This window comes from Burkholderia sp. BCC0419, from assembly GCF_902830285.1.
Lineage (GTDB): Bacteria > Pseudomonadota > Gammaproteobacteria > Burkholderiales > Burkholderiaceae > Burkholderia.
Genome location: NZ_CADESR010000001.1, coordinates 1,011,068 through 1,032,521 on the forward strand (window position 1 = coordinate 1,011,068; position 21,454 = coordinate 1,032,521).

The 21,454-nt window shown below is 70.0% G+C and carries 18 protein-coding genes; 11 read left to right on the top strand and 7 right to left on the bottom strand.

Annotated elements, in window-relative coordinates:
• Positions 1–171: 171 nt before the first annotated feature.
• Positions 172–1,707, bottom strand: a complete 1,536-nt coding sequence (locus HWW87_RS04480) for a sigma-70 family RNA polymerase sigma factor (protein ID WP_175819408.1) — start codon at positions 1,705–1,707, stop codon at positions 172–174.
• Positions 1,708–2,004: 297 nt separating this feature from the next.
• Here HWW87_RS04480 and HWW87_RS04485 point away from each other — a divergent pair, with 297 nt between their 5' ends.
• Positions 2,005–2,430, top strand: coding sequence for a hypothetical protein (locus tag HWW87_RS04485; protein WP_175819409.1), 426 nt, complete (start codon positions 2,005–2,007; stop codon positions 2,428–2,430).
• A gap of 33 nt (positions 2,431–2,463) precedes the next feature.
• Complete coding sequence (locus tag HWW87_RS04490) at positions 2,464–3,333, top strand: SH3 domain-containing protein (protein WP_175819410.1); 870 nt, start codon at positions 2,464–2,466, stop codon at positions 3,331–3,333.
• Positions 3,334–3,440: 107 nt separating this feature from the next.
• On the opposite strand, the gene ilvD is transcribed toward HWW87_RS04490, so the two are convergent.
• From ilvD to HWW87_RS04515, 5 genes are all read right to left on the bottom strand, one after another.
• Complete coding sequence (gene ilvD, locus HWW87_RS04495) at positions 3,441–5,300, bottom strand: dihydroxy-acid dehydratase (RefSeq protein WP_175819411.1); 1,860 nt, start codon at positions 5,298–5,300, stop codon at positions 3,441–3,443.
• 403 nt (positions 5,301–5,703) lie between these two features.
• Complete coding sequence (locus HWW87_RS04500) at positions 5,704–6,726, bottom strand: Ldh family oxidoreductase (RefSeq protein WP_175819412.1); 1,023 nt, start codon at positions 6,724–6,726, stop codon at positions 5,704–5,706.
• Positions 6,719–8,311: an aldehyde dehydrogenase (NADP(+)) gene (locus HWW87_RS04505; RefSeq protein WP_175819413.1), complete on the bottom strand. Its 1,593-nt coding sequence runs from the start codon at positions 8,309–8,311 to the stop codon at positions 6,719–6,721. Before HWW87_RS04505 ends, HWW87_RS04500 begins: the two co-directional genes overlap by 8 nt.
• A 74-nt stretch (positions 8,312–8,385) precedes the next feature.
• Complete coding sequence (locus HWW87_RS04510; protein WP_175819414.1) at positions 8,386–10,011, bottom strand: APC family permease; 1,626 nt, start codon at positions 10,009–10,011, stop codon at positions 8,386–8,388.
• A gap of 226 nt (positions 10,012–10,237) precedes the next feature.
• Positions 10,238–11,158, bottom strand: coding sequence for a dihydrodipicolinate synthase family protein (locus HWW87_RS04515; RefSeq protein WP_059591384.1), 921 nt, complete (start codon positions 11,156–11,158; stop codon positions 10,238–10,240).
• A 251-nt stretch (positions 11,159–11,409) separates the two neighbouring features.
• Between HWW87_RS04515 and HWW87_RS04520 the strand changes: the two genes are divergently transcribed.
• The 4 genes from HWW87_RS04520 (at position 11,410) to HWW87_RS04535 (ending at position 15,092) form a co-directional block, all read left to right on the top strand.
• Complete coding sequence (locus HWW87_RS04520; protein WP_175820672.1) at positions 11,410–12,342, top strand: 4-hydroxyproline epimerase; 933 nt, start codon at positions 11,410–11,412, stop codon at positions 12,340–12,342.
• Positions 12,339–13,466: an FAD-dependent oxidoreductase gene (locus tag HWW87_RS04525; protein ID WP_175819415.1), complete on the top strand. Its 1,128-nt coding sequence runs from the start codon at positions 12,339–12,341 to the stop codon at positions 13,464–13,466. Before HWW87_RS04520 ends, HWW87_RS04525 begins: the two co-directional genes overlap by 4 nt.
• A gap of 127 nt (positions 13,467–13,593) precedes the next feature.
• A complete protein-coding gene (locus HWW87_RS04530) occupies positions 13,594–13,827 on the top strand; it encodes a 2Fe-2S iron-sulfur cluster-binding protein (RefSeq protein WP_012338331.1) in 234 nt (77 codons plus the stop codon).
• Positions 13,824–15,092, top strand: coding sequence for an FAD/NAD(P)-binding oxidoreductase (locus tag HWW87_RS04535; RefSeq protein WP_175819416.1), 1,269 nt, complete (start codon positions 13,824–13,826; stop codon positions 15,090–15,092). The genes HWW87_RS04530 and HWW87_RS04535 overlap by 4 nt, the downstream gene beginning before the upstream one ends.
• 56 nt (positions 15,093–15,148) lie before the next feature.
• Here HWW87_RS04535 and HWW87_RS04540 read toward each other — a convergent pair whose 3' ends face one another.
• A complete protein-coding gene (locus HWW87_RS04540; protein ID WP_175819417.1) occupies positions 15,149–16,093 on the bottom strand; it encodes a LysR substrate-binding domain-containing protein in 945 nt (314 codons plus the stop codon).
• Positions 16,094–16,257: 164 nt separating this feature from the next.
• Between HWW87_RS04540 and gtdA the strand changes: the two genes are divergently transcribed.
• The 5 genes from gtdA to HWW87_RS04565 all read left to right on the top strand — a co-directional run bounded on the left by gtdA (position 16,258) and on the right by HWW87_RS04565 (position 21,446).
• Positions 16,258–17,301 (top strand): gentisate 1,2-dioxygenase, encoded by a 1,044-nt coding sequence (gene gtdA / locus HWW87_RS04545; protein WP_175819418.1) that lies wholly within the window; start codon positions 16,258–16,260, stop codon positions 17,299–17,301.
• Positions 17,302–17,389: 88 nt separating this feature from the next.
• The gene (locus tag HWW87_RS04550; RefSeq protein ID WP_175819419.1) at positions 17,390–18,088 is read left to right on the top strand and encodes a fumarylacetoacetate hydrolase family protein; all 699 of its coding nucleotides are present in this window, start codon (positions 17,390–17,392) and stop codon (positions 18,086–18,088) included.
• Positions 18,089–18,122: 34 nt separating this feature from the next.
• Positions 18,123–18,764: a maleylacetoacetate isomerase gene (maiA, locus tag HWW87_RS04555; RefSeq protein WP_175819420.1), complete on the top strand. Its 642-nt coding sequence runs from the start codon at positions 18,123–18,125 to the stop codon at positions 18,762–18,764.
• Positions 18,765–18,797: 33 nt separating this feature from the next.
• A complete protein-coding gene (locus HWW87_RS04560) occupies positions 18,798–20,006 on the top strand; it encodes a 3-hydroxybenzoate 6-monooxygenase (RefSeq protein ID WP_175819421.1) in 1,209 nt (402 codons plus the stop codon).
• 78 nt (positions 20,007–20,084) lie between these two features.
• Positions 20,085–21,446: an aromatic acid/H+ symport family MFS transporter gene (locus tag HWW87_RS04565; protein WP_175819422.1), complete on the top strand. Its 1,362-nt coding sequence runs from the start codon at positions 20,085–20,087 to the stop codon at positions 21,444–21,446.
• The last annotated feature ends 8 nt before the right edge of the window (positions 21,447–21,454 follow it).

Below are 21,454 nucleotides of genomic sequence, written 5' to 3' on the forward strand. Positions count from 1 at the left end.
CGGAAAGCACAAACGGAATGGACGCGGCGAGCGATGCGCCGGTCGGCTGTCAACCATTGTCGCGATGCGCGATGAAGAAAACTTGATGTGCGTCAATGACAAACGTAGCACAGCCGCGAAGCGCACGGTCGTGCCGGAACGCGGCATGACCGTGCACTGCGCGCGATGCGGTCAAGCGTCGAGAAACGACTGCGCGTTCTCGGCCTCGGCGGCCGTGCGCAGCGCGGCGAGCGCCCGTTTCTCGATCTGCCGCACACGCTCCCGCGACATCCCAGCATCCTGCGCGATCGCGTCGTAGGTGTCGGGCTCGGCGCCGCCGAGGCCGAACCGCCGGCGCAGCACGTCGGCCTCGGTCGGCGTGACCGACTGCAGCAGCGACCGCACGCATTCGCGCATGCGCGTGTCGGCCAGCTGCTCGAACGGGCTGGCCGAGGCCTGATCCTCGATCAGTTCCACGAGGCCGGTGTCCGCATCGGGCAGCGGCGTGTCGAGCGAAACCGGCTCGGCGGGCAGCGCGAGCACCGCGCGCAGCTTGCCTTCGTCGAGGCCGGTTTCGGCCGCGAGCTCGGCCGGCGTGGCCCGCCGGCCCGTGCGCTGGCGAAAGCGCAGCGCATGCCGCTGCACGCGCTGGTACTGGTCGCCGACGTGCACCGGCACGCGGATCGTGCGCGAGCGATCCGCGACCGCGCGCGCGATCGCCTGGCGAATCCACCAGGTCGCGTAGGTCGAGAACTTGAACCCGCGCCGGTATTCGAATTTCTCGATCGCGCGCATCAGGCCGAGGCAGCCGTCCTGCACGAGATCGGACAGGTCGACGCCGCGGTTCAGGTACTTGCGCGCGATCGACAGCACGAGCCGCAGGTTCGCCTCGAGCATCGCACGCGTCGCGTCGCGCACCTTCTGCTGGCCGTCGCTCAGCGCGGCCGCGAGCGCGCGCCGTGCGACCGCGTCGAAGCACGCTGCGTCGACCGCCGACGGATCGTGCGGGGCGGCCGCGAGTGCGCGTACGGTACGGCTCGCGCCGTCGACGGCCGGCGCGACCCACGCGAGCGAACCGAGCAGGGCGGCCACGTGGTTGCGTGCGTCGCGGTATTCGGCCGAACGGCTGCCATGCGCATGCAATGCGCCGCGCAGCGTCGACACCGCTGCGTGCAGCGCGTCGTAGCGGGCGGGCGCGGGCGTGCCGGCGTCGTCGTCATCGGGCGAGCCGGTTGTGCCGGTGCCGCCCGTTGCACGATGACGCTCGAGCAGCGCGTCGACCGCGGGCGGATAGCCGGCGATCGCATGCAGGACCTGATGGCGGCCCGTCTCGATCTCGCGGGCGAGCACGATTTCGCCTTCGCGCGTGAGCAGCGGCACCGCGTGCATGCGCCGCATGTAGAGCGCGAGCGGATCGGTCGACGCGCTCGTGCCGCGCGCGAGGTCGCCGAGCATGGCCCGGCCTTCGTCGAGCGCGTCGCGATCGACCTCGACCGGCGCCGCGCCGGCGAACGGTGCAGGCACGGCCGGCTCGTCGAGTACCGCGATGCCGATGTCGGCAAGCGCGGCGCGCACGACGTCGAGCGCGTCGGGGCTGTCGCTTTCGGGCGGCAGCGCGTCGACGAGGTCGGCGTGCGTCAGATAACCCTGCTCGCCGGCGAGCGCCAGCAACTGGATGATCGGATCGAGCGGTGTGTCCGCCCGGGGAGTGGGGCGTGGCGTAGTCATGTCGATGGCGGCGCGAGCCGCGTTCCTGTCTGGGCGGGCCGAAGCTCGCCGGTTTGCGGTTGCCGGTGGGTCGCGGACGCCCGTCCGCGCCGGTCAGCCCGACATCGTTCAAGTTGAGGGCATTTGCGCCAACTTCAACGCCGGTGCCGCGGACGGGCCAGCACGCAGCGTGCCTGCTTCGCCGTGCGGAGCAGGAAACAAAAAGTAACCGATCATACGCGCGGAAATCTGCAGGGGACGTAAGCTAGAGTCAGGCGCGCGCCCGGCGGCGACGCGCGGATTCTGCCGGAGCACGAGATGAACCCGATTTCCGCCGCGAGGCCCGCCGTCGTCGCGCTGGCCGCACTGGCGCTTGGCGGCTGCTACTACACGAGCCCGTACGGTTATGCACCTTATTACGCGCCGGTGCCCGCCACCGTGACGCAGCGCGAAATTCCAACCGCACCGGCTACGCCCGGTCCGGTCCCGTCGACCGTGCCTCAGGCGCAGGTCGACGCCGGCCCGGCGGTGCCGGTGTATGTCGCGCCGGCCTACGTGCCGCCGCCGTATCCGTATTACTACCCGGCGTACTACTCCGGCTGGTACGGGCCGCCCGTGACGATCGGCTTCTGGGGCCGCTGGGGCGGCGGCGGATACTGGGGCGGGCGCGGCGGGTACTGGCATCGTCCGTGGGGCGGCGGGCATTGGGGTGGCGGTCACTGGGGCGGCGGCCATCGGCACTGACCGGCGCGCGGCGGCACGGCGCGGGAGAGCATCATGAAGAACACGATTGTCCGAAGTCTGTGCGTCGTCCTGGCCGGCCTCGCGGCCGCACCGGGCGTCGCCGATGCGCAAAGCAGCGCTTACACGAATTCGCCGGCCGAGCTGTATGCCGGGCCGGCACCCGATTATCCGGTGGTCGCGCAGCTTCCGCCCGGCACCGCGCTGGACGTATTCGGCTGCCTGAGCAACTACGCATGGTGCGACGTCGCGCTGCCGGGCGTGCGCGGCTGGATCGATGCGCAGTTGCTCGACTATCCCTACCAGGGCAGCTACGTGCCGTTGCTCGAGTATGGCGCGATCATCGGCGTGCCGGTGACCGGATTCGCGATCGGCGCGTACTGGGATCGCTATTACCGGCACCGCCCGTGGTATCCGGACCGCGATCGCTGGGCGCATCGTCCGGAGCCGAGGCTCGGCCCGGGAGGCATGCCGCCGGGGCACGGGCGTCCGCAACCGGGCGCGCCGATGCAGGTCGCGCCGGGTGGCCCGCCGCCCGTGCATGACACGCGGCCGTCGGCGACGCGCGGCGGCTGGAATGGTGCGAATCGCGTGCCGCCGCCGGCTGCGCCGGCGCCGACACCGATGCCGGGTGGGGCGGGTAATGCGCGTCCGGCCAGTCCGCCGCCGGCTGCGCCAGCGCCGACGCCGATGCCGGGTGGAGCGGGCAATGCGCGTCCGGCCAGTCCGCCGCCGGCCGTGCTGCGTCCACCGCCCGCGCCGGGCGGCGAGGGCCACCCGATGCCACCGCCGGGGCGGCAGGGAGGCGGGGGCGGCGGCGGTTATGCGCGACCTCAAGGCGGTGGAAACGGCGGCGGCAACCACGGCGGTGGTGGAGGCGGCGGCCCCGACGAACTCCGGCACTGATGGCGCCGGCGCTGCGGGTTCTCCGGGCAACGGATGAAAAAAAGCCGCTCCGGAGAGCGGCTTTCTGATCGGGCGGGCAGGCCGTTCGCACGACCCGCCGTCTCGCATCAGTCGTCGAGCAGCGACAGGTCGCGCACCGCGCCCTTGTCGGCCGACATGACCAGCTTCGCGTACGCCTTCAGCGCCGCGGACACCTTGCGCGGACGCGGCTGCGCGGGCTTCCAGCCTTTCGCGTTCTGCTCTTCGCGGCGGCGCGCCAGTTCCTCGTCCGATACCAGCACGTCGACCGTGCGGTTCGGAATGTCGATGCGGATCCGGTCGCCGTCGCGCACGAGGCCGATCGCGCCGCCCGCTGCCGCTTCCGGCGAGCAGTGCCCGATCGACAGGCCCGACGTGCCGCCCGAGAAACGGCCGTCCGTCAGCAGCGCGCACGCCTTGCCGAGCCCCTTCGACTTGATGTAGCTGGTCGGGTAGAGCATTTCCTGCATGCCCGGGCCGCCCTTCGGGCCTTCGTAGCGCACGATCACCACGTCGCCGGCCTTGACCTTGTCGTTCAGGATGTTCTCGACCGCCTCGTCCTGCGATTCGGTCACGTGGGCCGAGCCCTCGAACACGAGGATGCTCTCGTCGACGCCGGCCGTCTTCACCACGCAGCCGTCGAGCGCGATGTTGCCCGTCAGCACGGCGAGGCCGCCTTCCTTCGAGAACGCATGCTCGTACGAGCGGATGCAGCCTTCGGCACGGTCGAGGTCGAGGCTCGGCCAGCGCGTGTCCTGGCTGAACGCGACCTGCGTCGGGATGCCGGCCGGGCCGGCGAGGTAGAACGTGCGGACCGCGTCGTCCCGCGTGCGCACGATGTCCCACTGGTCGAGCGCGTCCTTCAGCGTCGGCGCGTGCACGGTCGGCACGTCGGTGTGCAGCTTGCCGGCGCGCTCGAGCTCGCCGAGGATCGCCATGATCCCGCCTGCGCGGTGCACGTCCTCGATGTGGTACTTGTTCGTGTTCGGCGCGACCTTGCACAGCTGCGGCACGGTGCGCGACAGGCGGTCGATGTCCTTCATCGTGAAGTCGATGTCGGCTTCCCGCGCGATCGCCAGCAGGTGCAGGATCGTGTTGGTCGAGCCGCCCATCGCGATGTCGAGCGTCATCGCGTTCTCGAACGCCTTGAAGCCGACCGAGCGCGGCAGCACGCGTTCGTCGTCCTGCTCGTAGTGCTGGCGCGTCAGTTCGACGATGCGGCGGCCGGCACGCTTGAACAGCTGTTCGCGATCGGCGTGCGTGGCGACCACCGTGCCGTTGCCGGGCAGCGACAGGCCGAGCGCTTCGGTCAGGCAGTTCATCGAGTTCGCGGTGAACATGCCCGAGCACGAGCCGCAGGTCGGGCACGCGGAGCGTTCGACTTCGGCGACGTCGGCGTCCGAATACGACTGGTCGGCCGCGATCACCATCGCGTCGACGAGGTCGAGCTTCTTCAGTTCGATGGCCTTGGTGACCGGGTTCGCGAGGCGCGTCTTGCCGGCTTCCATCGGGCCGCCCGACACGAAGATCACCGGAATGTTCAGGCGCATCGCGGCCATCAGCATCCCCGGCGTGATCTTGTCGCAGTTCGAGATGCACACCATCGCGTCCGCGCAGTGCGCGTTCACCATGTATTCGACCGAGTCGGCGATGATGTCGCGGCTCGGCAGCGAATACAGCATGCCGTCGTGGCCCATCGCGATGCCGTCGTCGACCGCGATCGTGTTGAATTCCTTCGCGACGCCGCCGGCAGCCTCGATCTCGCGCGCGACGAGCTGGCCGAGATCCTTCAGGTGCACGTGCCCGGGCACGAACTGGGTGAACGAGTTGACGACCGCGATGATCGGCTTCGAGAAATCGTCGTCTTTCATGCCGGTGGCGCGCCACAGCGAGCGCGCACCTGCCATGTTGCGGCCGGCGGTAGAGGTTTTGGAACGGTAAGTGGGCATGGTGATGGCTGAAGAAATATCGCGGGAAAAGGGTGGAGGCTCGGGAATAAAGGCCTCTCTCGCGCCCGTGCGAACAACCTCTTGAGCTGCGCCCTGGGCAAACTCGATGATTATCCCACAGCCGCCGGGCCTGCGGCGCCGGCGGGAGCGGGCGAGCGGTGCGGGTGGTGCGGGTGGCGCGGGTGGCGCGGGTGGCGCGGGTGGCGCGGGTGGCGCGGGTGGCGCGGGTGGCGCGGGTGGCGCGGGTGGCGCGGGTGGCGCGGGTGGCGCACCGGACAGCGGCCAAGTGCACCAAGTTCCCCGAGCACGAAGTTCGACGCAGGCCATCGCCGGCGCAACCGGGCGGCGGCTTCATCGCCCGTTCCGCCGACGATGAAGCCGCGCCGTGCCGCTCGATCGCGCGTCAGTCGAGCAGCGTCAGGATTTCGTCGTACAGCGCCTTCGGAATCCGCACGCCGTTCGCGATGCTGCGCGCGCGGGCGTCGAAGCGCCGTTGCGACGGCAGCCGCGCGCCCTGCGCGACGATCGATTCGAACATCCGCTCGCCGCGCGCGCGCCCCGCGTCGAGATCGTCGCCGAGAAACACCTTCGGATCGAACGCGATCACGAGTTCGCCATGGCACGGCGTCGCGCCGACGCCTTCGTCGAAATCCATCGATTCCCGGCTCGTCATGTCGCCGATCAGCGCGCCGCCGAGCAGTTCGACCATCGCCGCGAGCGCCGAACCCTTGTGGCCGCCGAACGTGCGCATCGCGCCTTGCAGCGCGGCCTTCGGGTCGGTGGTCGGCTGGCCGTCGGCGTCGATCGCCCAGTGCGACGGAATCGCCTTGCCTTGCTTCGCGTGCAGCTCGATGTCGCCGCGCGCGATCGCGCTCGTCGCGAAATCGAACACGAACGGCTCGCCGCCCGGGCGCGGCCACGCGAACGCGATCGGGTTGGTGCCGAATACGGGCTCGCGGCCGCCTTCCGGCGCGACCCAGCTATGGCTCGGGTTCATCGCGATGCCGACCAGCCCCTCGGCCGCGATCGCCTCGACCTCGGGCCACAGCGCGGAGAAGTGGTAGCAATGGTTGATCGCCATCGCGGCGATGCCGTGCTGCTTCGCCATCTCGACCAGCACGGGCAGCCCGGTCTCGAAGCTCAGCAGCGAGAAGCCGCGATGCGCGTCGACCGCGACGATCGACGACGACAGCCGGCGCAGCGTCGGCACGGCCTGCGGATCGACCTTGCCCTTCTTCAGCGACCGCACGCAGACGAGCAGCCGGTACACGCCGTGCGAATGGCATTCGTCGCGCTGGCCCTGCGTGATCACGTTGGCGATGGCCCGCGCATGCGCGTCGGACATCCCGTTGTGCGTCAGCACGCGCAGCGCGAGCGTGTGGACTTCATCGAGCGACAGGACGACTTCGGCGGTGTGCTCAGACATGGTTCACCTCGCGCGGGGCGGGCACGCCGTCGATGCGTTGCGGCACGCGCAGCGGATTGCTGCTGCGGATCGCGTCCGGCAGCAGCGCGTCCGGCAGGTCCTGGTACGACACGGGGCGCAGGAAGCGCTCGATCGCGCGTGCGCCGACCGACGTCGTGCGCGTGTCGGACGTCGCCGGGAACGGGCCGCCGTGTACCATCGCGTGGCCGACCTCGACGCCCGTGCCGAAGCCGTTGACGAGAATGCGGCCGGCCTTGCGTTCGAGCGTCGGGCGCAGCGCGGCGAACAGCGCCGCGTCGCCGTCGGCGAGATGAGCGGCGATCGTCAGCTGGCCTTCGAGCGACTTCAGCACGCGATGCAGCGTGTCGGCGTCCGGACAGCGCACGATCAGCGATGCGGGGCCGAACACTTCGTCGCGCAATTCGGGGCGCGCGACGAACGCATCGGCGGACGTTGCGAACAGCGCCGCGCGGGCCTGGTGACGGCCGCCTTCCGCGCCTTCGGCCAGCCGCTCGACCGCATCGTGATCGCGCAGCGCCGCGACGCCTTGCGCATAGCTCGCGTGGATATGGGGTGTCAGCATCGTCTGTGCGGCCGTCGCGCGCACCGCGTCGGCTGCCGCGGCTTCGAACGCGCGCAGCGCGGGGCCGTCGACCGCGAGCACGAGGCCCGGGTTCGTGCAGAACTGCCCGGCGCCGAGCGTGAGCGACGCGATGAACTGCGATGCGATGGTGTCGTGACGCGCGTCGAGCGCGGCAGGACACAGCAGCACGGGATTGATCGAGCTCATTTCCGCATAGACGGGGATCGGCTCGGCTCGCGCGGCCGCGATATGCATCAGCGCGACGCCGCCGCGACGCGAGCCGGTGAAGCCGACCGCCTTGATGCGCGGGTCGGCGACGAGCGCCTGGCCGATTTCGCGCGATGCGTCGAACAGCAGCGAGAACACGCCGGCCGGCATCCCGCATTCGTGCGCGGCCTGCTGGATCGCGCGACCGACGAGTTCCGACGTGCCCGGATGCGCGGAATGCGCCTTGACGATCACCGGGCAGCCGGCCGCCAGCGCCGACGCCGTGTCGCCGCCGGCCACCGAGAACGCGAGCGGGAAGTTCGACGCGCCGAATACGGCGACCGGCCCGACCGCGACGTTGCGCAAGCGCAGGTCGACGCGCGGCAGCGGCTTGCGTTCGGGGCGCGCCGGATCGATGCGCGCATCGAGGAAACCGCCGTCCCGCACGAGCGACGCGAACAGCGCGAGCTGGCCGACCGTGCGGCCGCGTTCGCCTTCGATGCGCGCGCGCGGCAGCCCGGTTTCAACGACGCAGCGCTCGATCAGGGCGTCGCCGAGCGTCATGATGTGGCGGCCGATCGCGTCGAGGAACGCGGCGCGTGCTTCGAGCGACGTTTCGCGATAGGTGTCGAACACGTCGTCGGCGAGCGCGCACGCCGTTTCCAGGTCGTGCAGGCTCGCGCCGCCGAACGCCGGTTCGAGCGGTTCGCCGGTGGCGGCGGCGATTGCGTGGAGGGTGCCGTTCTGTCCGGCGACGGCCGACTGGCCGATCAGGATCTGACCTGTGAGTTGCATGATTTTCCTCGGAAAAAAGCAGGGCCGGGCGTGCTGCGCCCGGCCGATGGAAGGGGAAAAAGGGCGCGGGCGCGTCAGTCCTCGTCGTCGTCGAGCTGCAGCTTGTCGGCGCGCACGCCGGTGTGGGCGCCCCAGTAGTAGATGACGAGCGCGACGGCCGCGACGACGACCGTGTCGTACGGATGCGCGAGCCGGCCCGTGCCGCCGAAGCCGCCGAGATACGACAGCACGATCATCGCCGCATAGAACGCGATCAGCCACGCGGACGAACGCACTTGCTCGGCGAGGCTCAGGTGCGCGGTCGGCACCCAGCGGCGGCACGCGAGATAGATCGCGAACATCACGATCTGCAGGCCGAGCAGCCAGGACACCGTGCTCCAGCCCGACCAGTAGACGATCAGCGCGGCGATCACGAACGACGCGGGGCCGGTGAGGCCGAACGCGCTGGCGCGGAACGGCCGCGGCAGGTCGGGCGCGGTGCGGCGCAGCGCGGCGACCGACACCGGCGCGACCGCATAGCTCAGCACCAGCGCGGCCGACACGATGTTGATCAGCGCTTCCCACGACGGGAACGGCAGCGTCCAGAAGATCGCGAGGCCGAACGTGAGCCACAGGCCCGCGCGCGGGATGCCCGACGCTTCGTCGACGCGCGTGAACACCTTGAAGAACGTGCCCGTCTTCGCCCAGCCGTAGACGACGCGCGGCGTCGCGTTCATGTAGATGTTGCCGCAGCCGCTCGGCGAGATCATCGCGTCGGCGACGACCATCACCGCGAGCCAGCCGACGCCGAGCGCGAGGGCGATGTCGCGGTACGGCAGCGAGAACGCCTTGCTCACGTCGTGCCAGCCGCCGGCGAGCATCGTCGTCGGGATGCTGCCGATGAACGCGAGCTGCAGCAGCACGTAGATCAGCGTCGACAGCAGGATCGACAGGATCAGCGCGATCGGGATCGTGCGCTGCGGATTGCGCACCTCGCTCGCGACCGACACGATCGGCGTGAGCCCGAGATACGCGAAGATGATGCCGCCGGCCGACACGGCCATCTCGATGCCCGGCATGCCGAACGGCGCGAAGCCGTGCACGGTCAGGTTCGCGGGCTTGAAGAACGTGAATAGCACGCCGATCACCGCAAGCGGCACGATGAACTTGAAGACGCTGATGATGTTGTTCGCCTTCGCGAACGTCTTCACGCTCGAATAGTTCAGGTAAAAGAAGAAGCAGAGCAGTGCGGCCTGCACGAGCCAGCCGAGTGTGGTCGGGTCGCTCGATCCTTCGACCGTGAGGCCCGGAAACCATGCGGCCGCGTACTGGCGCGCGGCGACGACTTCGATCGCGATCAGGCTCGAGAACGCGATCAGCGTGATGAAGCCCATCAGGTAGCCGAGCAGCGGGCCGTGCGAGAACACCGGGTAACGCACCACGCCGCCGGCGCGCGGCAGCGCGGCGCCGAGTTCGCAGTAGACGATGCCGAGCAGCAGCACCGCGAAGCCCCCGAGCAGCCACGAGAAGATGCCGGCCGGCCCCGCGATCGTCGACACGTGACTCGCGGCGAACAGCCACCCCGAACCGAAAATGGCGCCGAGACCGATGAACGTGAGATCGGTCAGCGACAGCTGTTTCTTGAACTTGCCGTGACCCGCGCCGGGGTGCGCGGAACGGGAAAGCGGGACAGACGGGTGTGCGTTGCCTTGGCCTGGCATGGGCTTGTCTCCTGGGGAATGTCGGTGCAGGCGCGCGTGGCGCGCGCTCCGACGGAGCAGCGCGCACGCGTGCCGGCCGGCGTCGCCCGGTTCGAACGACCGGGGCGGGCCGCGGCCCGTTCACGCGCGGCGCGCGCTGGCGCCGGGGCGAGCGGGCCCGCAGGCCATGCCGGACCACGGACGGCGACGCACCGGGCAAGCCCGCGCGCCGCCGCAGGGGCGTCGGTCAGAGACCGACGTCGGGCAGCGCGGGGCGCGTTTCGAGCGCCTTCGCGACGATGGCCTTCACTTCCGCGAGCGTGTCGCCTTGCAGCGCGAGGCGCGGCGGCCGCGTGACCGCGCTGCCGCGGCCGACCAGCTCTTCGCACAGCTTGATGCACTGCACGAGGTCCGGGCGGGCGTCGAGGTGCAGCAGCGGCATGAACCAGCGGTACAGCGCGAGCGCTTCGTCGAAGCGCTTCTGCTTCGCGAGGCGGAACAGCGTCTCGCCTTCCTTCGGGAACGCGTTCGACATGCCCGACACCCAGCCTTCGGCGCCGACCGCGATGCTCTCGACCACGACGTCGTCGAGGCCCGCGAACAGCACGAAGCGATCGCCGACCGCGTTGCGCAGGTCGATGAAGCGCCGCGTATCGCCCGACGAATCCTTGAAGCAGACGATGTTCTCGCAATCCTGCAGCGCGATCAGCACGTCGGGCGTCACGTCGTTCTTGTAGATCGGCGGGTTGTTGTAGACCATCACCGGCAGGTCGGTGCTCGTCGCGACCGCGCGGAAGTGCGCGGCGGTTTCGTGCGGCTTGGCCGAGTACACGAGCGCGGGCATCACCATCACGCCGTCGACGCCGACGCGCTGCGCTTCGCGCACCGTGTTGCGCGCGAATTCGGTCGTGAATTCGGCGATGCCGGCGATCACCGGAATCTTGCCGCCGGCCGCGTCGCGTGCGGCTTCGATCACCTGGAGCTTCTCGCTCGTCGACAGCGACGTGTTTTCGCCGACCGTGCCGCAGACCACGAGGCCCGACACGCCGTCGTTCACCAGGTTCTTGACCACGCGGTGCGTGGCGTCGATGTCGAGGGAAAAGTCCGGCTTGAACTGGGTGCTGACGGCCGGGAACACCCCGGTCCACTGAATGGCTTTGCGGCTCACTGAAATCTCCTACGTTCGTATCGGTCGGCCGACGGGTGTGTCGGTGTGGCAACCAGTATCGCCGCGCAAACGCCCATCACGCTTGAGTCGTATCGCGGAGCAAAATGACGAAATCGGCACAGCGGCCGGCAGGGGCGCGAAGGGCGCGTCGCACTATGCCGATTTCGTCGTCGTCCTCATCGAAAAGCCACAAGCGGACGGACGCGCGACGGAGGAAGCTATGCTCCTTTCCCCACTTCGGACAGCTCATGATGAAGCGCATCCAGATCATCGATTCGCACACGGGCGGCGAACCCACTCGGCTCGTCGTGTCCGGCTTTCCGTCGCTCGGCAACGGCACGATGGCCGAGCGGCGCGACGTGCTCGCGCGCGAGCACGACCGTTACCGCACCGCGTGCATCCTCGAGCCGCGCGGCAGCGACGTGCTGGTCGGCGCGCTGCTGTGCGACCCGGTAGCGGCCGACGCGGCGGCCGGCGTGATCTTCTTCAACAATAGCGGCTATCTCGGGATGTGCGGGCACGGCACGATCGGCGTCGTGCGCACGCTGCATCACATGGGGCGCATCGCGCCCGGTGTGCACCGGATCGAGACGCCGGTCGGCACCGTCGAGGCGACGCTGCACGACGATCTGTCGGTCAGCGTGCGCAACGTGCCCGCGTATCGCCATGCGCAGGGTGTCGCGCTCGACGTGCCGGGATACGGCCCCGTGAAGGGCGACGTCGCGTGGGGCGGCAACTGGTTCTTCCTGATCAGCGAGCACGGGCAGCGCGTCGCCGGCGACAACGTCGCGGCGCTCACCGCGTATGCGTCGGCGGTGCGCGCAGGGCTCGAACGCGCGGGCATCGCCGGCGCGAACGGTGGCGAGATCGACCACATCGAGCTGTTCGCCGACGATCCCGAACACGACAGCCGCAGCTTCGTGCTGTGCCCGGGCCTCGCCTACGACCGTTCACCGTGCGGCACCGGCACCAGCGCGAAGCTCGCGTGCCTCGCGGCCGACGGCAAGCTCGCGCCGGGCGCCGTGTGGCGGCAGGCGAGCGTGATCGGCAGCGTGTTCCACGCGAGCTACGAGCTGGCCGACGGCGGCATCGTGCCGACGATTCGCGGCAGCGCGCACCTGAGCGCGGAAGCGACGCTGCTGATCGACGAAGACGATCCGTTCGGCTGGGGTATCGGGGCGTGAGCGAAACGAAGACCGACGTCGTCGTGATCGGCGCCGGCATCGTCGGCGCGGCGTGCGCGCACGAACTCGCGCAGCGCGGGCTGCGCGTGCTCGTCGTCGACGACGCGAGCGGCGGCGCGACCGGCGCGGGCATGGGGCACCTCGTCGCGATGGACGACAACGCGGCCGAGCTCGCGCTGAGCCATTACTCGATCGAACTGTGGCGCGCGTTGAGCGGCGAGATGCCCGACGGCTGCGCATACCGCAACTGCGGCACGCTGTGGCTCGCGGCCGATGCGCACGAGATGGATCTCGCACGCGCGAAGCAGGCGACGCTCGCCGCGCACGGCGTGGCCGGCGAGCTGATCGACGCGGCAGCGCTCGCGCAACTGGAGCCGATGCTGCGCGCGGGCCTCGGCGGCGCGCTGAAGATTCCGGGCGACGCGATCCTCTATGCGCCCGTTGCCGCGAACTGGCTGCTGCAGCGCGCGCCGCGCGTCACGTTGCGCCGCGAGCGGGCCGTCGTGGTCGATGGCCCGAGCGTGACGCTCGCGAGCGGCGACGTGCTGCGCGCGGAGCGGGTGGTCGTCGCGAATGGTGTCGCGGCGCGCACGCTGCTGCCCGAACTGCCGCTGCGCCCGAAAAAGGGCCATCTGCTGATTACCGACCGCTATCCGGGCCACGTGTCGCACCAGCTCGTCGAGCTCGGCTATGCGGCGAGCGCGCACGCGAGCGACGGCACGTCGGTCGCGTTCAACGTGCAGCCGCGGCCGACCGGCCAGTTGCTGATCGGCTCGTCGCGCCAGTTCGACACCGAGGATGCGCAGGTCGAGCCGCCCGTGCTCGCGCGGATGCTGCGCCGCGCGGTCGGCTATCTGCCGGATCTGGCCGACCTGAACGGCATCCGCGCATGGACGGGCTTCCGCGCCGCCAGCCCCGACGGCCTGCCGCTGCTCGGTGAGCACCCGGCGCGGCCGGGCGTGTGGCTCGCGGTCGGGCACGAAGGGCTCGGCGTGACGACCGCGCCGGGCAGCGCGCGGCTCGTCGCCGCGCTGATGGCCGGCGAGCGGCCGGCCATCGATATCGAACCGTATTTGCCGGGACGCTTCCTGACCGCGTCCCCTGTCGCCGGAGCGCTGACATGAAACGACCCCCACGCTCACATCGTTCGCTGTCGACCGGAGTGGGTGCTTCAGCGCTTACTCCGGTCCCATGCAAGGCGCCCCCCGCGAGGGCGGTCAGCCCCGTTGGGGCGGCCCGGCGGAGGCTGACATGATCATTCATCTGGACGGCCGCGCGCTGACGGTGGCCGACGGCGCGACCGTCGCGGCCGCTGTCGCGGCGAGCGGCGACGACACGACGCGCGTGTCGTGCACGGGCGCGGCGCGTGCGCCGTTTTGCGGGATGGGCATCTGCCAGGAATGCCGGATGACGATCGACGGCCGGCGCCGGCTGGCGTGCCAGACGCTGTGCCGCGACGGCATGCAGGTGGAGCGCACGCGATGAAACAGGAACGACTGAGCGTCGACGTCGCGATCGTCGGCGCGGGGCCGGCCGGGCTGTCGGCCGCGCGGGCGGCCGCACAAAGTGGTGCAACGATTGCGATCGTCGACGACAACCCGCGGGCGGGCGGGCAGATCTGGCGGCAGCCGGCAGCGGCCGCACCGACGCCGGCCGCTGCTGAACGCGTCGCCGTGCTGCGGCAGCCGAACGTCACGCATCTCGCGGCGACCCGCATCGTCGCCGAAACGCGGCCGGGCACGCTGCTGCTCGAAGACGACGAACGCGGGCTGCTGCTCGATTTCCGGACGCTGATTCTCTGCTGCGGCGCGCGCGAGCTGCTGCTGCCGTTTCCGGGCTGGACGCTGCCGGGCGTGACCGGCGCGGGCGGTTTGCAGGCGCTGATCAAGTACGGGCTCGACGTGCGCGGGCAGCGCACGGTGATCGCGGGCAGCGGGCCGCTGCTGCTGGCGAGCGCGGCGACGGCCCGGCAGGCCGGCGCGCGCGTGCCGCACGTGCTCGAACAGGCCGCATGGGGCGACGTGGCCGGCTTCGGCGCGGGGCTGTGGCGCTGGCCGTCGAAGCTCGCGCAGGCCGCGAAGCTCGTCACGGCCGCGTATCGGCCCGACGCGTACGTCGTGGAGGCATTCGGCGACCAGCGGCTGGAACGTGTGCGGATCCGTCGCGGCGATCGCGAATTCGACGTCGACTGCGACCGGCTCGCGTGCGGCTTCGGCCTCGTGCCGAATACCGTGCTGCCGCGCCATCTTGGCTGCCGGGTCGAGCACGGCGCGGTGGCGGTCGATGCATACCAGCGCACGAGCCGCGACGGGTATTTCGCGGCGGGCGAGTGCACGGGCGTCGGCGGCAGCGAGCTGGCGATGATCGAAGGTGAAATCGCCGGCTACGCGGCGACCGGGCAGACCGCACAACTGGCCGCGCTCGTCGCACGGCGCGCGCACTGGCAGGCGTTCGCAGATGCCGTCCGCGAGTGCTTCGCGATCCGGGAGCCGATCCGCCGGCTCGCGCGGCCCGACACGCTGCTGTGTCGTTGCGAAGACGTGCGGTTCGATGCGGTCGCGCGGGAACCAGGCTGGACGGCTGCCAAACTGCAGTCGCGTTGCGGGATGGGCGCGTGCCAGGGCCGCGTGTGCGGCGCGGCCGCGCAGGCGCTGTTCGGCTGGACGCCGCCGGCGCCGCGCACGCCGCTCGTGCCCGCGCGGGTCGGCACGCTGATGCTCGACGGCACCGGGTCCTGCGACGGCGCATGATGCGTGACGCATGAGCGTTGCGGTGAAGCGGCCGGGTTCGTGCCGGGCCGCGCCCGTTACTCCACCTTCACTTTTTCCCATCCGCCGACCTGCGGCGCCGCACAGGCGCGCAGGCACTCGATCGTCGCGGCCACGGCCGCGCGGTTCGCGCTGTCGGGGTGCCAGTACATCGACACCGCGCCCTGGCCCTCGAGCTCCATCGGCAGGATCCGGATCGCGTTCAGTTGCGCGAAGCGTCGTGCGGGGCGGTGCGAGGCGACGCCGAGCAGGTCGGTGTTGTTCAGCAGCGTGAGGTTCAGGATCGACGAATTCGATTCGACGCAGTGCGGCGGCTGCACGCGGCCGGCGGCTTTCAGTGCGGCTTCCAGCGCATTGTGGACGGGCGTGCCCGCCGGCCACACGATCCACGGATAGGCGAGCACGTCGTCCCAGCCGAGCGACGCCGCGCCGGCCAGCGCGTGGTCGGGCCGCGCGACGAACACGACCGGATCGACGTACAGCGCTTCGGCATGCAGCAGCGGATCGACGGACGTCGAACCCGAGCGGCCAACGACGATGTCGAGTTCGCTGCGCGCGAGCTGCGGCATCAGCTGGTTCATCGTGCTTTCGGTGAGCCGCACCTGCGCGCGCGGCATCCGTTTCAGCAACTGCGACACCGCGAACGGCACCGTGTCGGCCGCCGCGACGCCCGACGTGCCGATCGTCACGAGGCCGCTGCCGCCTTCGCGCAACGCGGCCATGTCGTCGCGCGCGATGTCGAGCTGCGCTTCGACGCGGCGCGCATGCTCGATCAGCGCTTCGCCGTAAGGCGTCGGCCGCAGCCCGCGCGCATGTCGCTCGAACAGCGGCAGCCCGACATCCTCTTCCAGCTCCTTCAGCCACTTCGACAGCGCCGGCTGCGTGGTCGCGAGCGCGACCGCCGACTGGCTCAGATTGCCGGTGCCGGCCACGCTCAACAGTACCTGCAGATGCCGCAGCCGCAGCCGGTGGGTCCAGTCCATGGCGTGCCTCGTCGCGAGAAGGTATATCCAGAAATATATGGATCAGATGATTTGACCATTTTACCGGGTATGTCTGCGTCGAATATAAATCTGCTGACGGACTGCAGCACGGTCCCCGACCCGACATCGCGCCGACGCCGATCGGCCGCCCCGAAGGAGACATCATGACGACCCATCCGGACACGACGCGCGCCGCTTACTACGCACGGATCGCCGAGCAGCGCCTCGCGCCGCTGTGGGAATCGCTGCACAACCTCGTGCCGACATCGCCGCAGCCGGCCGCGCAGGCCGCGATCTGGAAGTATGCGCAGATACGCGACCTCGTGATGCAGGCCGGCAGCGTGATCAGCGCCGAAGAAGCGGTGCGCCGCGTGCTGGTGCTGGAGAACCCGGGGCTGCCGGGCAAGTCGAGCATGACGCCGAGCCTGTATGCGGGGCTGCAGCTGATCCTGCCGGGCGAGATCGCACCGAGCCACCGTCATACGCAGTCGGCGCTGCGCTTCATCGTCGAAGGGCGCGGCGCGTGGACGGCCGTGAACGGCGAGCGCACGACGATGCATCCGGGCGACTTCATCATCACGCCGTCGTGGGCGTGGCACGACCACGGCAATCCGTCGGTGGAAGACGGCGGCGAGCCGGTCGTGTGGCTCGACGGGCTCGACATTCCGCTGCTCGCGACTCTCGACGCCGGTTTCGCGGAGAACTATCCGGAAGCCGTGCAGCCGGTGAACCGCCTGGAAGGCGACAGCTTCGCGCGCTTCGGTCACAACATGGTGCCGGTGCGGCATCGCGTCAGCGATCCGACGTCGCCGGTGTTCAGCTATCCGTATGCACGCAGCCGCGAGGCGCTCGACGCGCTGTACCGGCACGGCGAACTCGATGCGTGGGACGGCGTGAAGCTGCGCTACGTGAACCCCGCGACGGGCGGCTGGCCGATGCCGACCATCGCCACCTTCATGCAGTTCCTGCCCGCCGGCTTCGACGGCCGCCCGTACCGCAGCACCGACGCAACCATCTACTGCGTCGTCGAAGGCAGCGGCACCGCATTGATAGGCGGCAACGCGTTCGCGTTCGAGCCGCACGACATCTTCGTCGCGCCGTCGTGGGCGCCGGTGCGGCTGTCGGCGTCGTCCGACAGCGTGCTGTTCAGCTATTCCGACCGGCCCGTGCTGTCCGCGCTGAACCTGCTGCGCGAAGCGCGCGACTGACAGCCGGCTGTTTTCGACAATCCGTTTTCCGTGCGCCGCCGAGGGTGCGGCGCGCATCCCTTCATTCATGCCTACGCTGGAGCCGTTCATGACTTTCGTATTCCCGCCCGAAGCGCCGGTGGCGCTGCCCGTCGCCGGCAGCGACGCCCGGTTTGCAGTCCGCCGCGTCTATTGCGTCGGCCGCAACTACGCGGCCCATGCGCGCGAAATGGGCTTCGATCCCGATCGCGAGCCGCCGTTCTTCTTCTGCAAGCCGGCCGATTCGATCGTGCCGGTTGCGTACGGCGATACGCTCGAGCTCGCGTATCCGTCGCAGACGCAGAACTATCACTACGAAGCCGAACTCGTCGCGGTGATCGGCAAGGGCGGCTCGGACATTCCGCTCGAGCGCGCGCTCGAGCACGTGTGGGGCTATGCGGTCGGCCTCGACATGACGCGCCGCGACCTGCAGATGAAGATGCGCGAGATGGGCCGGCCGTGGGAGATCGGCAAGGCGTTCGATCGTTCGGCGCCGATCGGGCCCGTGCATCCGGCGAGCGACGTCGGTCATGTCGAGCAGGGCGGCCTGTGGCTGACCGTCAACGGCGCGACGAAGCAGAAGAGCGACGTGTCGCACCTGATCTGGTCGGTCGCGGAGACGGTGGCCGACCTGTCGAAGTTCTTCCGCCTCGAACCGGGCGACGTGATCTTCACGGGCACGCCCGAAGGGGTCGGCGCGGTGGTCGCGGGCGACGTGATGAGGGTCGGCGTCGAGCGTCTCGGCGAACTGACCGTGCGCGTGGTCTGACGCGCGCTTGTCGATTTCCTCGAAAGGTCACATCGTGCAACTGCATAGCTTCTTCAACAGTTCGACGTCCTACCGGGTGCGCATCGCGCTCGCGCTGAAAGGGCTGTCGTACGACACACTGCCGGTGAACATCCGCGCCGGCGAGCATCGCGACGCCGATTACGTCGCGCAGGTGAACCCGTCGGCCACGGTGCCGGCGCTGACCGACGGCGATTTCCGTCTCGGCCAGTCGCTCGCGATCCTCGATTACCTCGACCAGATCCAGCCGACGCCTCGGCTGATTCCGCTCGAACCGCGGCGCCGCGCGCGCGTGCTGGAACTGGCGGCGCTGATTGCCTGCGATATCCATCCAATCAACAACCTGCGCGTGCTGCGCTATCTCGACAGCGAGCTGAAGGTCACGCCGCAGCAGAAGGCCGCGTGGTATCGGCACTGGGTCGCGGAAGGGATGGCCGGCGCCGAGCGGCTGCTGGCCCGCGCGGACGAGGGCCCGTGGTGCTTCGGCGACACGCCGACGCTGGCCGACGTGTGCCTGGTGCCGCAGGTCGCGAACGCGTTGCGGATGGATTGCGACCTGAGCGCGTATCCGCGCTGCCTCGCGGTGTTTGAGCACGCGCGGCACGAGCCGGCGTTCGAGGCCGCGCAACCGCAGCGGCAACCGGATTACGTCGCGTAACACGAATCGCGTAATAAGAAGCAGGAGACAAACATGGGCGAGACAATCAACAACGGCCGGCGCGTACTCGTGATCGGCGGCGGTATCGGCGGGCTCGCGGCGGCGCTCGCGCTCGCGCGTCAGGGCATTCGCGTGAAGCTGCTCGAGCAGGCCGAGCGGATCGGCGAGATCGGCGCGGGCATCCAGCTCGCCGCGAACGCGTTCAACGCGCTCGATGCGCTGGGTGTCGGCGACGCGGCGCGCGGTCGCGCGGTGTTGACCGACCGGCTGCAACTGATGGATGCGATCGATGCGCGCGAGGTCGCACGCATCGATACGGGCGTCGCGTATCGCGAACGCTTCGGCAACCCGTACGCGGTGATTCATCGCGCGGACATTCACCTGTCGATCTACGACGCGGTCAAGGATCACCCGCTGATCGAATTCCGGACGAGCACGCAGGTGTGCGGGTTCGAGCAGGACGGCAACGGCGTGACCGTGATCGACCAGCATGGCGAACGCTATCGTGCCGACGCGGTGATCGGCTGCGACGGCGTGAAGTCCGCGATCCGTCAGGCGCTGATCGGCGATGCGCATCGCGTGACGGGCCATGTCGTGTATCGCGCGGTGGTGGACGTCGACGACATGCCGAAGGATCTGCAGATCAATGCGCCGGTCGTGTGGGCCGGCCCGCATTGCCATCTGGTTCACTATCCGCTGCGCGGCGGCCGGCAGTACAACCTCGTCGTCACGTTCCACAGTCGCGAGCATGAGACCTGGGGCGTGCGCGAGGGCAGCAAGGAAGAAGTGCTGTCGTACTTCGACGGCATCCATCCGCTGCCGAAACAGATGCTCGACCGGCCGACGTCGTGGAAGCGCTGGGCGACCGCCGACCGCGATCCGGTCGAGCGCTGGAGCGCGGGCCGCGCGACGGTGCTCGGCGACGCCGCGCATCCGATGACGCAATACATCGCGCAGGGCGCGTGCCAGGCGCTCGAGGATGCGGTGACGCTCGGCGCGGCCGTTGCGCGGACCGACGGCGATTTCGAGGCCGCGTTCGCGCTGTACCAAAGCGTGCGGATTCCGCGTACCGCTCGCGTGCTGTATTCGGCACGCGAGATGGGGCGGATCTATCACGCGAAGGGCGTCGAGCGGCAAGTGCGCAACGGGCTGTGGGCCGGGCGCACCGACGCGCAGTTCTACGACGCGCTCGACTGGCTGCACGGCTGGCGTGCGCAGGATTGCCTGAAGACGGTCGCATAACGCACCCGTTCAGCCCGATTCCGGCGGCGCATTTCAACGACATACGACGCGCGCCGCCTTCCTGGAGGAGACACCATCATGGCCGATACGCTGTCCATCGACGTCAGCGAATGGATCGACCGGCATCGCATTGCGCCGTTTCAGGCCGCGATCGTCGTCCTGTGCTTTCTGATCGTCGCGATCGACGGGTTCGATACCGCGTCGATCGGATTCATCGCGCCGGTCATCCGCGCGGAATGGGGCTTGTCGCCCGCGCAGCTCGCGCCGGTGTTCGGCGCGGGATTGGCTGGGCTGATGGCCGGCGCGCTCGTGTTCGGGCCGTTCGGCGACCGGTTCGGCCGCAAGCGCCTGCTGCTCGCGTGCGTGGCGTGCTTCGGCATCGCGAGCGCCGCGTCGGCGAGCGCGGGCGGCCTGACCGAGCTGATCGTATGGCGCTTCGTGACCGGGCTCGGGCTGGGCGGTGCGATGCCGAATGCGATCACGCTGACGTCCGAATACTGTCCGGCGCGCCGTCGCTCGCTGCTCGTGACGACGATGTTCTGCGGTTTCACGATCGGCTCCGCGCTCGGCGGGCTCGCGGCCGCGTCGCTGATCGAGCACCACGGCTGGCGCGCGGTGCTGGTCGTCGGCGGCGTAGCGCCGCTGCTGCTCCTGCCGCTGCTCGCATGGCGACTGCCGGAATCGGTGCGCTATCTCGTCAACCAGGGTGCGCCGTCCACGCGGATCGCGGGGATGCTCGGCCGTATCGCGCCGGACCCGCATCTCGCGCACGCATCGTTCATCGCGCCCGCCGGCAAGCCGGCCGGGTCGCCGCTCGGCCGGCTGTTCGCCGCCGACCTGCTGCGCGGCACGCTGCTGCTGTGGCTCACGTTCTTCATGAGCCTGCTCGTCATCTACCTGCTGTCGAGCTGGCTGCCGACGCTGCTGCGCACGACCGGCGCGACCTTGCAGACGGCCGCGCGCGTGACCGCGATGTTCCAGGTCGGCGGCACGCTCGGCGCGATCGTCCTCGGCGGGTTGATGGACCGCTTCGATCCGCATCGCGTGCTGGCCTGCAGCTATGCGGCGGCGGGCGCCTGCGTCGCGGCGATCGGCGTGTTCGCCGGGTCGCCGTGGGGCGCTGCGCTCGCGGTGTTCGCCGCCGGCTTCTGCGTATCGGGCTCGCAGGTCGGTGCGAACGCGCTGTCGGCCGCGTTCTATCCGACCGAGTGCCGGACGACCGGCGTGAGCTGGGCGAACGGGATCGGTCGGGGCGGTTCGGTGGTCGGTTCGATGGCGGGCGGCGCGATGCTGGCGATGGGCGTGCCGTTGTCGACCGCGTTCGCTGTCGTTGCCGCGCCCTGCGTGATCGCGGCGGTCGCGGTGCTGGCGCTCGGCGTGGTGCGCGCCGGTGCGGACCGCGCGGCGGCCGCCGACGGGATGGCGGGCAGGCGGGCTTGATCGAAGGC

Excerpts from the sequence above, each read along its gene's own strand:
- HWW87_RS04480 (WP_175819408.1), bottom strand. The coding sequence starts at position 1,707 with ATGACTACGCCACGCCCCACTCCCCGGGCGGACACACCGCTCGATCCG.
- HWW87_RS04485 (WP_175819409.1), top strand. The coding sequence starts at position 2,005 with ATGAACCCGATTTCCGCCGCGAGGCCCGCCGTCGTCGCGCTGGCCGCA.
- HWW87_RS04490 (WP_175819410.1), top strand. The coding sequence starts at position 2,464 with ATGAAGAACACGATTGTCCGAAGTCTGTGCGTCGTCCTGGCCGGCCTC.
- ilvD (WP_175819411.1), bottom strand. The coding sequence starts at position 5,300 with ATGCCCACTTACCGTTCCAAAACCTCTACCGCCGGCCGCAACATGGCA.
- HWW87_RS04500 (WP_175819412.1), bottom strand. The coding sequence starts at position 6,726 with ATGTCTGAGCACACCGCCGAAGTCGTCCTGTCGCTCGATGAAGTCCAC.
- HWW87_RS04505 (WP_175819413.1), bottom strand. The coding sequence starts at position 8,311 with ATGCAACTCACAGGTCAGATCCTGATCGGCCAGTCGGCCGTCGCCGGA.
- HWW87_RS04510 (WP_175819414.1), bottom strand. The coding sequence starts at position 10,011 with ATGCCAGGCCAAGGCAACGCACACCCGTCTGTCCCGCTTTCCCGTTCC.
- HWW87_RS04520 (WP_175820672.1), top strand. The coding sequence starts at position 11,410 with ATGAAGCGCATCCAGATCATCGATTCGCACACGGGCGGCGAACCCACT.
- HWW87_RS04530 (WP_012338331.1), top strand. The coding sequence starts at position 13,594 with ATGATCATTCATCTGGACGGCCGCGCGCTGACGGTGGCCGACGGCGCG.
- HWW87_RS04535 (WP_175819416.1), top strand. The coding sequence starts at position 13,824 with ATGAAACAGGAACGACTGAGCGTCGACGTCGCGATCGTCGGCGCGGGG.
- HWW87_RS04540 (WP_175819417.1), bottom strand. The coding sequence starts at position 16,093 with ATGGACTGGACCCACCGGCTGCGGCTGCGGCATCTGCAGGTACTGTTG.
- gtdA (WP_175819418.1), top strand. The coding sequence starts at position 16,258 with ATGACGACCCATCCGGACACGACGCGCGCCGCTTACTACGCACGGATC.
- HWW87_RS04550 (WP_175819419.1), top strand. The coding sequence starts at position 17,390 with ATGACTTTCGTATTCCCGCCCGAAGCGCCGGTGGCGCTGCCCGTCGCC.
- HWW87_RS04560 (WP_175819421.1), top strand. The coding sequence starts at position 18,798 with ATGGGCGAGACAATCAACAACGGCCGGCGCGTACTCGTGATCGGCGGC.
- HWW87_RS04565 (WP_175819422.1), top strand. The coding sequence starts at position 20,085 with ATGGCCGATACGCTGTCCATCGACGTCAGCGAATGGATCGACCGGCAT.